Origin of the sequence: Sinorhizobium terangae, from assembly GCF_029714365.1 — a bacterium.
Classification (GTDB): Bacteria; Pseudomonadota; Alphaproteobacteria; order Rhizobiales; family Rhizobiaceae; genus Sinorhizobium; species Sinorhizobium terangae.
The window spans coordinates 243,598-256,054 of the sequence record NZ_CP121661.1 but is presented as its reverse complement, the minus strand read 5'-3'; the positions used below and the strand labels follow the sequence as shown (position 1 = coordinate 256,054).

Sequence of the window (12,457 nt, the reverse complement as noted above, 5' to 3'; positions counted from 1 at the left end):
ACACGGGCTTTCCTGGACTTGGGCAGGATCTCGCGTAGCTGACCGCGCAAGTGGTGAACGCGCTGAAAGCGCTCGCTCTTCCTCTACACTGCTGCTCGCATGGGAAAGTCTCCCCTCGTCCTCGGCGAAGTACAGGCACACTCGATCGTGGCATCAAGGTATTCGAGCGAGCCCATAGGCGACCAGGAACCGGCCGTGCGGTCAATCAGGACCGAACGCATACAGCTGGAATCGAAACCGCCCGCATGGCCGGCTCGACGGGCGCTGGAAAGGACATGCCTGCCCTACCGCGTGTTCGATAGGGATCAGCGCGTGACCTATGTAGCAATCACTGCCAGCAAGCGGCCCTCCGATGTGTTGGCTCACATCAATGAGCGGCAGCAACAGGCGTCACCGAAGGTCAGGACCAATAGCAGAAGAACGGCTATACGCCGCGGGGTCGCAAGCCGGGCAACGTCAACGCTGGAAGGAAGATGACGACGTGAAACGTGGCCGAGCGTCCGGAGTCGTCATGTCCTGTTTGATCGTACTTGGAATTCCTCGGCTACGTCGGCAAGGACCCCTCCGCCCGAGATTTCGTCTTCTATGGCCTGCCGGCCCGCGTCGCACAAGCATGGGCCGGGACCATCCCTGCCGCACGCGAGCGCGCAATGCACAAAGGTCGTCCATCGCCGGTCTGAATTTGGCAGCATTGTGTATGTTTTCGCCCATTGCCCGGTCGATCTTGCGGATTTCCGCACACGATTATGTTGCGCTCCGGCGCTCGAAGAAAAATGCCTCACTATTTCAGGGTGCTAATCGAGCCGCGGTCCGTTGGCATGCCGTTTGCTCGATAGCTCTACAAGGCAGCGGTGCTGTCGATCTTCGGAAAGGTGGCCCGGGAGGCCCGGCCTGTTGCCGGACTGGGCCCGCGTGGAGGATATCATGATCGCACAACATTCCGCGGAGGTCCGCGGCAAGACACCGCTCTATCGGCATCTCTATGTCCAGGTCCTCGCGGCGATCGCTGCGGGCATCCTGCTCGGGCATTTCTATCCGGATGTCGGCACCGAGCTCAAACCGCTGGGCGATGCCTTCATCAAGCTCGTCAAGATGATCATCGCGCCGGTCATCTTCCTGACGGTCGCGACCGGTATCGCCGGCATGACCGATCTCGCCAAGGTCGGGCGCGTCGCCGGCAAGGCGATGATCTACTTCCTGACCTTCTCGACGCTGGCGCTCATCGTCGGTCTCGTGGTCGCGAATGTGGTCCAGCCGGGCTCCGGCATGCATATCGATCCGGCTTCGCTCGATATGAAGGCGGTGACTACGTATACCGAGAAGGCGCATGAGCAGTCGGTCACCGGCTTTCTCATGAACATCATTCCGACGACGCTGGTCAGTGCTTTCGCCGAGGGCGACATCCTGCAGGTGCTGTTCATCTCGGTCCTGTTCGGCATCGCGCTTGCCATGGTCGGCGAAAAAAGCCAGCCGGTGGTCGATTTCCTGCAAGCGCTGACGCTGCCGATTTTCCGCCTGGTGGCGATCCTGATGAAGGCCGCCCCGATCGGCGCTTTCGGTGCGATGGCCTTCACCATCGGCAAGTACGGCGTGGCGTCGATCGCCAATCTCGCGATGCTGATCGGCACGTTCTATCTTACCTCCTTCCTCTTCGTCTTCATCGTGCTTGGCGCGGTCGCGCGCTACAACGGCTTCTCGATCGTCGCGCTTATCCGCTACATCAAGGAAGAACTGCTGCTCGTACTCGGCACCTCCTCCTCGGAGGCGGCGCTGCCGGGCCTGATGAACAAGATGGAGAAGGCAGGCTGCAAGCGCTCCGTCGTCGGCCTCGTCATCCCGACGGGTTATTCCTTCAACCTCGACGGCACCAACATCTACATGACGCTTGCCGCGCTCTTCATCGCGCAGGCGACCGATATCCCGCTGTCCCTCGGTGACCAGATCCTGCTGCTGCTTGTCGCCATGCTGAGCTCGAAGGGCGCTGCCGGCATCACCGGCGCGGGCTTCATCACGCTCGCCGCAACGCTCTCGGTCGTTCCCTCGGTACCGGTCGCCGGCATGGCGCTGATCCTCGGCATCGACCGCTTCATGTCGGAATGCCGGGCGCTCACCAATATTATTGGCAATGCAACTGCGACGCTGGTCGTAGCGAGGTGGGAAGGCGAACTCGACCGGGCGCAGCTCTCTGCGGCACTTGCGGGTGAAGTGCCGGTCAAAACCATCCCGGCGGCCGTCCAGCCCGCCGAATAGTTGCCTCCCAGGGCAACGCACGGTAAGTGCGGCTTGGCGCGGTCTGGTTTTCCAGATTGCGCCCTTTTTTGTTCATGCACCAGAGACGGCTCTTGACTGTCAATCGCCGTTCAAACGCCTGCGCCGCCTTGACGGCAGTGCGCCTCGCGGACTCGTCCGCCCGAGCTAGTTCGGAAAGGCTAAAGGCCAAACTCCTTCGTCCGATGTAAAATCAGCATTTGCTGAAATGAGGTGGGACTCACTATGCCAAAGTGCAGCCTATGCGCCCTGATCGCCCTGGCCCTCCTATCGTGCGACGTCGCCTATTCGAGCGCACCATCCAGATCCCGGCCACAAGTTCCGGACTGCGGTGAATTGTGTACGCCAAGCGCCGATTGGCAAGTTCGATCGTAAGTGCGACATTCCGATTCTCGGCTAGCGTGGCGCCGATGGCCTTTGGCTACCGAGTGTCGCCCAAGGTGCGCCCGGGGGCTTCGGCCTCTAGTCAAAAGTGTCATCGATTGCTTCGGCAAGCGTCTGGCGGCGGCACTTCGACCCGAGATCGTCAGATTACCCGACATCTGGTTTGTCGAGTCCGCGACACGATGCTGTTCGATTCCTACGCCTTTCATAAGCCTTTGATAATACATAGAGAATTGTTCCTGCTCCTTCCCCTGCCGTAGTTGGCACGACTTTTGAAACTCCCTTGTCGCGAGGCGGCAGAAGCTGCCAACCGATTCTCATGTCGTGGATGGCAACATCAATAAACGTTCATTTCTGAAGCATCTCGGACGGACGCAGTGCAAAGACGCTACTTAGGTTTTAAACGCGCTTGCGGCGCTTACTGGCGCTCTTCCTCGGCTCCACATTCGGACAGACTGCCACCACGAAGCTCAACGCCAGACGACGATCACCACGAACTGCCGGGTCGAATCCGCGACCAATCCGGACTTCAGCTCGTCTGGCGTCGCGGGCGCCGACGCCGCGACCGCCCTCGCCGCCACATGCACCAGCGGGACGACCAACGAAATCGGCTTGGTCCTGACACCCGCACAGTCGAATACTCGCCTTTCCAGAATGCGGGCCCCACTCCGGTTCGGGGTACACTTCGATGTCGCGGCGGTCCTGGATCGACACTTCCCATCCTACGATGTCTTCTGCCTCGCGCCGGCTCAGACCCGGCGCCAGCCGGACCCCCACACCGATAACCGCACCCTGACCTGGTGATTGTCTCGCCCTACGAGGAAAACTCATGCTCAAGGAAAACCGGACTGCGAAGTCCGAATTTGTCGGAAGTCAGCTCATCGATGTCGTTACGGCTATCGATGAAATTGCGGCGTCGTTCCCGGACAGGATAGCGATTAAGCATGGCGCGGAGGAACTCACATATGGTGAGCTGCGATTGCTGTCGGATAGAATTGCGAGCACGCTGCGAGAGCGCGGCGCAGAGGGTAAAATCGTGGGGTATTTCGGTGACCGAAACCCCCATTGGGCAGCCACGGTAATTGCAATTTTGAAAAGCTGCTCAACATATTTGCCGCTCGATCCGTCTTTGCCGGTCTCCCGCATTTCTTTCATGGTCGAGCAGAGTGGATGCACTCTGATTATCGGGCCGGAAAGACCGGAAGAGCTTGACCTCTTTCAGGAAAACAGCACCGGCCGACAATTCTTGACGGTGCAGACGGCGCTACGCGGTGGCCGTGCCTCTCCTGGAATGCCAACTTCGGCTGAGGGCCATCTCGCTTACATTCTGTTTACGTCCGGTTCGACGGGGAGACCCAAGGGAGTGATGGTCAAGCGCGCAGGCCTGAACAACCACTTGAGGGCCAAACTGGATGCGCTCCAGCTAAGTGAGAAGGACTGTGTCGCACAAACTGCCTCGCATAGCTTTGACATCTCGCTTTGGCAGCTTTTGGCAGGGTTATGCGTCGGCAGTTGCGTCGCGATCATAGATGATTCGACAGTGAGATCTCCGACGGCCCTTCTTGAGGCATTGCAGGCAAATCGCGTCACAATTGCCCAATTCGTTCCATCGGTGCTAGCCGTCTTCGTTGAGTATCTCCAGACACTCTCAGTCAAGAAGCGGCTTTTTCGTGCGTTGCGCATGGTCTCCACGGTCGGCGAGCCGCTGACGCCTGCCTTGGCGCACGGGTGGCTGACACTTTATCCTCGAGTGCCAATTCTCAATCACTACGGACCGACCGAATGTGCGGATGGGGTTACACACCATTTGATATCTCTCCCGCCCAGTACAGCTGACACCTATTTGCCCGTCGGTAAGCCTATTGCCAATCTTACCGTTTATGTCGCCAATGGATCGCGTCTGTGCAAGACGGGAGAAGTTGGCGAGATCTGTGTTAGCGGAGTCGGTGTCGCTGATGGATACATCAACGATGGCGTGCGCACCAAAGACGTCTTTTTGCCGAACCCGTTCTCGGACCATCCATCCTATCGGCAGCTCTACAAGACCGGCGATCTCGGACGTATCAGGGCAGACGGCCTGCTGGAGTGTCTTGGTAGACGAGATCGCCAGATCAAGATCCGGGGGCACCGGATCGAACTTGGAGAAATCGAGTCTCGCCTCTGCGCTCATCCTTTGGTAAGTGCCGCCGTTGCTATCGCACCCGCCAACGAGAGCGTGAAGCTCACGGCTCGGGATATTACCAACACCGGCCGAGAAACTGGGCCAAGACGAATACTGGCCTATGTGTCGGCTCCTGCCGAACTTTCAGAGGGTGAACTCCGGAGCTTTGCTGCCGAAACGCTTCCTGGCTACATGCTTCCCGAGCGGATCATTCGTGTCGAGCGGATGCCTATCACCCGAAACGGGAAGGTGGATCTCGCGTTACTGCCCGATCCGACAACGGTTCGCCCGGAACTGCTGAGTCCGCCCGAACAACCAAAGACGGAGCTTGAAAACACACTACGAGATATTTGGTCCAGCGTTCTTCGGATCGAAGGCATTGGCGTCGATGACCAATTCATGGATCTCGGGGGCGACTCGCTCCGCGCGGTACTTATATTGGCTCAGATTCGGAGGCAGCTCGGAGCAAATGCGGATTTCAGGGTTGTTCTGAATGGGACCATCAGGTCGCTTGCATTGTCGATATCAGGCCAATCCGAAACGACAAAGGACGTGCTTCCCGCGTGTGGGAAGCTCAGACGAGCGCCCCTGACGCGAGTGCAAGAACACCTTTGGTTTCTCTGGCAGTTGGATCCGACCGCGAAAAATTACATCATTCAGGGTGGTGTGCGTATCCGAGGTGCTATCGACCCAACCGCATTCAATAAAATCTGGAACGATGTTGTTCAGGCGCATGACGCGCTTTCGGCACGTTTCAGCGACGAAGATGGGCCGGTTCAGATTTTTGATCATCCGCAGAGCTCCGATATAGAGTTGGTGGACGCTACTCACCTGCCTCAAGAAGAGGGCGAGGAGCTTTTGGCGGAGTTGCGGCGGACGGAGCTCAACAATCCCTTTGATCTCAGTCAGGGCAATTTGTTTCGTGCGCGCATGATCCGTTTTCGCGCCGACGACCATCTCATGCTGATAACCGCGCACGAAATCATCATAGATGCGTGGTCAATCTCTGTCCTGCTCAGGGAATTACAAACGAGATACTCCAATGCCGCTGCAGTCTCTCCAGCAAATCGCCCTTCACTGTCGACCTATGCGCTCTGGGAAAGTGTACATGTTACACCGGAGTCGCTGAGTGATCAGCGGCGCTATTGGCGTCGTCAGCTGGGCGACAATCCTCCCGTACTTTCGCTCGGGAATGATCGACTGCGGTCGAAAGCAGGTTCCTACCGCGGGAAGTCGCATGCGGTTCTCCTTGGCGGCGAACTGTCTGATCAAGTGCGGGATTTTGCGCGCCGGCACAGGTGCACGACTTCCACAACCCTATTGGCATGCTTCAAGCTGCTGTTGCGGATGTATAGCGGCCAAGACGATGTGATCGTTGGCATACCGCACGTGGTGCGCAGCCAGCCAGGCACCGAGGAGATCGTCGGATTTTTCCTCAACATGATGCCAATTCGAACCATGATCGACGTCAATAAGTCCTTCGCGGCTCACGTAACTCATGTGCAGGACCTCATAAGCGATGCGATCGCGAACTCGGCGTATCCATTTAGCTGGATGGTCAGGGATACCCGACTCTACCGCGAACCCGGTCGATCGCCGATCTTCCAAGCCATGTTCAACATGTACTCCGAGCCCGCGGAACCTCCTGCCAAGCGCGATTTGGAACTGACATTTCGCGAATACGACACAGGGTATGTGAAATTCGACCTTACGCTCTACGCACAAGACGAAGGCGATGCAATCGCATTGCAGCTGGCTTATGCGGAAGACGTATTTTCGAGCGATGTCATCGCTCGCATGGCCGAGAATCTTCGCCATCTCATTGCTGCCTGTGTCGAGGGATCGGCCGAGCCGATTGTCGCCCTGAGCAGCCTCAGCCCGTCGGACGTCGCCATTCTAAACTCGCTCAAAGGTGACGAGCGGTCATATGAAAGCGAGCCTACACTTGTAGAAGCGTTCGATCAGGTGAGCGCTTCAAATATCGATCGGGTGGCTTATTTCGGCGAGTTCGGAGCAATCACGTTTGGCCAACTGCGCGAACGCATGACTGCGATCCGGTCCGTTCTGCGAAGGTGCGGTGTGGGGCCGGGAGATATCGTTGCGATGCTGGTCGACAGGTCTCCAGATGTAGCGGCCACGACTTTGGCCATCCGGGATTTGCGGGCAACTGCCGTGCCTATATCGCCAGATTACCCGGAGGAACGTGTCGGCCATATCGTGAGGGACAGTGGCGCGAAGCTGCTTGTTCACGCCAGCGAGGAGGAAGAGGTCGATTTCGGTGTGCCGTGCGTTAATCTGTCTACCCTGGAGGCTAGATACGCCCCCGGGCCGCTCACGCACCGAACTGTCGAATTGGCCGATGAGGGCGCAGCCAGCCTGATATACACCTCATCGTCGACGGGTAAGGCGAAGGGCGTTCTCATACCGGAATCCGCAATACTCAATCGACTGAACTGGATGTGGCGATGCTTTCCCTTTGATCGCTTCGACGTGATGGCTGTACAGAAGTCAGCGGCACTTGTTGCTGCGACATGGGAGTATTTTGGGGGGCTCCTGAAGGGGGTGCCCACCCTGATTCTGACCGATGAGCAGTTGCACGACCCGGAACTTTTGTTGAGCCCTTTGGCACGGCATCACGTCACGCGGTTGTTTGCCTCTCCGCCCATTCTGTCCGGTTTAATTGCCGCTCAAAAGCGCCTGCAGAAAACGACCAACCTGCGCCTGGTTACAAGCAGCGCTGAACCGATGCCGCCTTCACTTCCCTTTCGTTGGCGAGAGTGTTTTCCAGATGTGCCGCTATGGAATTTTTATGGCACGACAGAGTGCGCGTCCAATGCAGCGGTGTACGGAACATCGGACGCCGACGATGGATCTTCGGCTGTGCCCGTCGGGCGCCCGATCGATAATGTGAGAATGTACGTCCTTGACGCCCAGTTGAAACGGGTTCCCGTCGGAGTCGCAGGTGAACTCTGTGTGGCAGGACGCTGCGTGAGCTCGGGCTATTGGAAGGATCCCGAGCGAACAGAACACTGTTTCGTTCCAAATCCGTACGATGAAGGTCAATACAGCGTCCTTTATCGTAGTGGTGATATCGCCCGCATCTCGGCCAAAGGTCTTCTGGAGATTTGCGGTCGAGCGGACAACCAAATTCAGCTTCGGGGTTTCCGAATTGAGCTTGAGGAAATTGAGACGGCGGTCGTATCTCATCCTGGCATCGCGCAGGCCGCCGCATTCGTAAAGGGCGAGGATGATGATCGGCGACTGCTTGCCCTTGTGGTCCCAGCCGACGACAGCCTGACCTCGGGAGACATTGTGAGCCATCTGCGGCAGACACTCCCATCTTACATGATCCCATCGGATGTAGAGATGGTGCACCATATGCCGCTCACCGCGAATGGGAAGATAGATCGGGCTCGTCTCCCTTCCGTCTCATCCCGTGCAATGCAAAAGACCAAGTCCGCCGAGCCACGGACGGAGAGGGAGCGACTCCTCGCCGATATCTGGCGAGAGCTGTTGGGCGCTAAATCTTTTGGCATCGATGATAGCTTCTTTGATGTCGGTGGAAATTCGCTTCTGAGTGTGCGGTGCGTTACACTGGCGCGTAACGCAGGACTGAGCTTAACAGTCAGCCAACTGCACCGGACACCAACCATCCGGGAACTGGCGACGTACCAAACGCCGGCCGCGACATCTGCTTTAGCGGCTTGCGACGGACCGCTGCCAGTGACCCCTGCGGTCTCACATTGGAATAGTTGTGTCGGAATCGGCGACCACTACAACATCGGCGATCTCTTCTTCATGCCCGCCGGCACTTTGAATGTCTCCGTTCTTGAACGCGCGCTTGCCTACGTTATCGGCCGAGAGGAAGCACTGAGGCTTCGAATCGCTGCATCGGAGAACAACCTATCTCAGGTAATCGGCTCGATACCGGAGCCCATCGTAGAAGTAATAGACCTTATCGGTATGGCCACCGCGCAACAACTCACGGTAATTGAACGCGGCTGCGCGAATCGTCAGCGCGCATTTCGATTTGACGGTCGGACACCTCTTATCAGAGTCTCAGCATTCCGGACATCAGAGAGTGGCGATTACTATTTGCTTGTTCTGCTGCACCACTTCGTAGCAGACGGGCTTGGATACAGACTGTTCCTGAACGCACTCGAGGCAGCTTGTGTTTCGTTTATCGGAGGCCGCACTACTGAAGATCCAGAGACGACGACCACCCTTTCTCAGTGGCTGAAGCGATTGGATAATTACGCGAATGGCGAAGCGGCAACCGAGCTCGAGCATTGGGAGGGCATACGGTATGACCTGTTTGACATACGTGTGAGCGACCGTGAGTCGGATGCGGCGGGGTTTTCAGCCGAAACTGCGAGGTGGCTCCACTATGTGGGCTCTGAGGAACATATCGATGAAGAATTCTGCAGGCCACTTTGGAAAGATCAGGCTACCTATCATCTAAGGTTCAGCGAGGAGACAACGGGGAAACTTCTCAAGGTTGCGGCGGCGTCTGCGCAATGCGAGGATTTTGATCTAGTGCTTGCGGCTATTTCGGGGGCATTTGGCCGCGCTTTCGGAAATTACTCCCTCTGGATCGACAGCCTCACTTCGACCAGGGGACAGCTATTCGACGACATCGACCCGTCTCAGATCATCGGCTATATCGGTGAACTGGTGCCGCTTCCGTTATCCCTTACCGGAACGGAGTCTCATCCAGACCGCGCCCGCTCCATATATCAGCAGCGCAACTCGTTGCCTCGCCGGGGCATAGGTTTCCGAGCTTTGAAGTTCTTGAACCGGAATCCCGCCGTGCGGGAGCGGATCGATCGCCTGCCGTTACCCCGCATCGGATTGAACTATCGAGCTAGACTCCAACGTCATTATCCGCGCCGTCTGTTATCCAGAGAGCCACACCCATTGTGGATCGGCGAAGATATGGATCAGTCGGTTATGAACTATCTCTTCTGGTTTCGCGTCGGATACCAATCGGGCGAACTACAAATTGAAGTGAGATACGATCCACGACAAGTTGGCTACGAAACGACCCGCAACCTCTGCACGATCTTGCGCGAGGAACTCATACAGACCGTCGATGCATTTCGGGAATTTGGTCAACCGGGCAATGACTGATGAGGCCGTCGGAGCGACCGATAAAGGGTGAAGACGAGCGCATGGCTTCACCGGCAGGGCATATCAGTTTGTCGGATGGCAAGGTTTCCCGCCTCATCATACGGCTCGCCATTCCCTCGATTGTCGGTTTGTCGCTCAATGCACTTCAGCAGTTCGTGAATGCAATCTTTGTTGGAACGCTCGGCGCGCAGGCTATCGCCGCCGTCAGCATAACTTTGCCCATCATACTCCTACTCACCTCAGTTGGGCAGGGCATTGGCGTCAGTACAGCATCTTTCGTGTCGCGCAATCTTGGCGCTGGCAACTCGCTAGAGGCGAGTCGAGGCGCAAGTTCGGCACTCGCTCTCGCGGCTCCGATCGGAGTCGCCCTTACTGTCGCTCTGAGTCTCAGTTTGCGCGATGTTCTCGCTTTGCTCGGCGCGAGTCCGACAATGATGCCAGCCGCGCTCGACTACGCATCGATGCTCCTATTCGGGTACACTCTCATGCTGTTGAACATGGTCAACGGATTCATCGTGAGGGCCGAGGGTAATACACGATATAGCATGTGGACCATGATTACGTCTTTTGCGCTGAATGCCCTGCTTGATCCCATTCTAATGTTTTCGCTGGATCTCGGAATTCGCGGCGCCGCGCTCTCTACACTGTTGTCTCAGATCGCTGCCACCAGCCTATACGCCTTATATTTTGTGAAACAATGTGGAATTGTCCGGGTCCGACCTTCCTACATCACTTTGAAGGGCGACCGCGTAAAGCAGATCGCCGCCATTGGAGCTCCCGCAACCATCACCGGTATTTTGTCTGCTGTTGCGTCCTTGCTCTTGAATAGGGCTGCCGCACCCTTCGGCGACCATTCCGTTGCCGCTGTGGGTATAGCCTTACGGTTGTTAACAATCGGGACACTCCCGATCATGGGCCTATGCATAGGATCCCAGGCGGTTCTCGGTTTCAGCTGGGGAGCACGGGATTTCGCTCGGGTACAGAAGGCCGCGAAGTTCATGCTATCCGTAGCCGTTGCATTTTCAGCTACCTTTTCTGCTGTGGTCGTGATTTCTGCCCGGCCAATCGTCCGACTTTTGAGCGATAGCGAGGACGTGGCTGAAATCGCTGTCTCGACCTGCATCATGTTCCATCTCTTCTTCGGGTTCTTTGGTGTTCAGTACGTTGTAATAACCATGCTTCAGTCGTTCGGGAGAGCACGTCTGAGCGCGGTCGTTTCCTTCGCGAGGCAAGGATATCTCTTCGTACCCGCCATACTACTGTTGCCGGATATTTGGGGCTTCAACGGACTATTGATCAGCCAGGCAGCTGCTGAGCTGATGGCAGGGCTGCTGGCTGTATTTGTAATACTCAGGCAGTTCGGCGATCTCAAAGGTAGGCTCCTTTCCCGGCCAACGAGCGGTGAAGGCTGAGAGCTGATGCGAACCTGACGATCATGTCGGATCTGCTTGGGATTGTAGCTGGCCAGCCGGATTCATGCCTACGCTTAGCTGCTAATGCTGAACCCGGCTCAAACGGCCTGGGCGGGAGCGCCGTCGGCCCCAAGCGCGATTTTGCATGAGGTTCCCAACAATACTTTGTGCTAGAGCGAGGAAGCCTCAGGTGATAGAAACGCTGCTTCCATCGAATGTTGCCGTGCACACTTGTCGAGCAAGTGAAGGCAGCGGGGTCCAAGTGATGGCCGAAGAAGAGAGTGCGATCGCCACCGCAGTCAAAAGCAGAAGGCGTGAATTCTCGATCGGGCGGTCCTGTGCTAGAGCGGCATTGTCCAAGCTTGGCTTTCCTCCGTGCGCGATTCCGAGTGGGCCTCACCGGGAACCGCTTTGGCCGTCTGGCATCGTTGGCAGCATAACTCATTGCGGTGGGTTCTATGCCGCTGCTGTGGCCTTGCAGGAAGACTACGTTGCGCTTGGAATCGATGCAGAAGTCGACGAGGAGCTGCCCTCAGGCGTGTTGTCGCTCATTTCGGGTGACGAGGAGCGATCTTGGATTGCCAACACATCCGGACGCCTCAATTGGGGACGGCTGCTCTTTAGTGCTAAGGAGAGCATCTTCAAGGCGTGGTTCCCGCTCACGCGTGAATGGTTGGGCTTCGAGGATGCTGTGGTCACTATCATCCCGGACAACGGCTCATTTGTTGCTCAGCTTCCGCACACACTCGTGCCGGCGAACGATTATCCGCGGAAGCTCCGCGGCCGCTTTCTTGTTGCAAATGGACTGATCCTGACTGCAGTTTTCATTGCGGGGCCGTGATCAAAGGTTGATCATTTTGCGCTGGAACCGGGCGGCAGAGGGCGTTGAGCCCGGATATTAACCTACAGCTTTCAGCGACCTCGCATATGCCGTCATTATGGGCGAATGCGGATAATGCCTTGCCCTCCACTCGTCATTGTTGCGCTCGGACTAGAGTCTCCACTTGCCTTCGAGAGGTGGAGAGCGCCGGAACGAGGCAACGTGGCTACTGCTCAGCCGTCTAAAAGTCCGGGTGGCGATCCATCGTCGAGTGTGTCATAT

The 12,457-nt window shown here is 57.1% G+C and carries 4 protein-coding genes and 1 pseudogene; all 5 read left to right on the top strand.

Going from position 1 to position 12,457, the window contains the following annotated elements; genetic code table 11:
* Window positions 1-247: 247 nt before the first annotated feature.
* Window positions 248-485 (top strand): annotated as a pseudogene (locus QA637_RS29465) (hypothetical protein); the annotation flags it as partial.
* A 439-nt stretch (window positions 486-924) separates the two neighbouring features.
* The gene (locus tag QA637_RS29460) at window positions 925-2,250 is read left to right on the top strand and encodes a dicarboxylate/amino acid:cation symporter (protein WP_283068011.1); all 1,326 of its coding nucleotides are present in this window, start codon (window positions 925-927) and stop codon (window positions 2,248-2,250) included.
* 1,231 nt (window positions 2,251-3,481) lie between these two features.
* Window positions 3,482-9,943 carry a non-ribosomal peptide synthetase gene (locus tag QA637_RS29455; RefSeq protein ID WP_283068009.1) on the top strand — a complete coding sequence of 2,154 codons (6,462 nt, stop codon included), beginning with the start codon at window positions 3,482-3,484 and terminating at the stop codon, window positions 9,941-9,943.
* Between the two features lie 41 nt (window positions 9,944-9,984).
* Window positions 9,985-11,355 carry an MATE family efflux transporter gene (locus tag QA637_RS29450; RefSeq protein ID WP_283068007.1) on the top strand — a complete coding sequence of 457 codons (1,371 nt, stop codon included), beginning with the start codon at window positions 9,985-9,987 and terminating at the stop codon, window positions 11,353-11,355.
* A 190-nt stretch (window positions 11,356-11,545) separates the two neighbouring features.
* On the top strand, window positions 11,546-12,196 hold the full coding sequence (locus QA637_RS29445) for a 4'-phosphopantetheinyl transferase family protein (RefSeq protein ID WP_283068005.1): 651 nt from the start codon (window positions 11,546-11,548) through the stop codon (window positions 12,194-12,196).
* Window positions 12,197-12,457 lie beyond the last annotated feature (261 nt).

Bases quoted from the DNA above. Each gene is read 5' to 3' on its own strand.
- QA637_RS29460 (WP_283068011.1), top strand. From the start codon at position 925: ATGATCGCACAACATTCCGCGGAGGTCCGCGGCAAGACACCGCTCTAT.
- QA637_RS29455 (WP_283068009.1), top strand. From the start codon at position 3,482: ATGCTCAAGGAAAACCGGACTGCGAAGTCCGAATTTGTCGGAAGTCAG.
- QA637_RS29450 (WP_283068007.1), top strand. From the start codon at position 9,985: ATGGCTTCACCGGCAGGGCATATCAGTTTGTCGGATGGCAAGGTTTCC.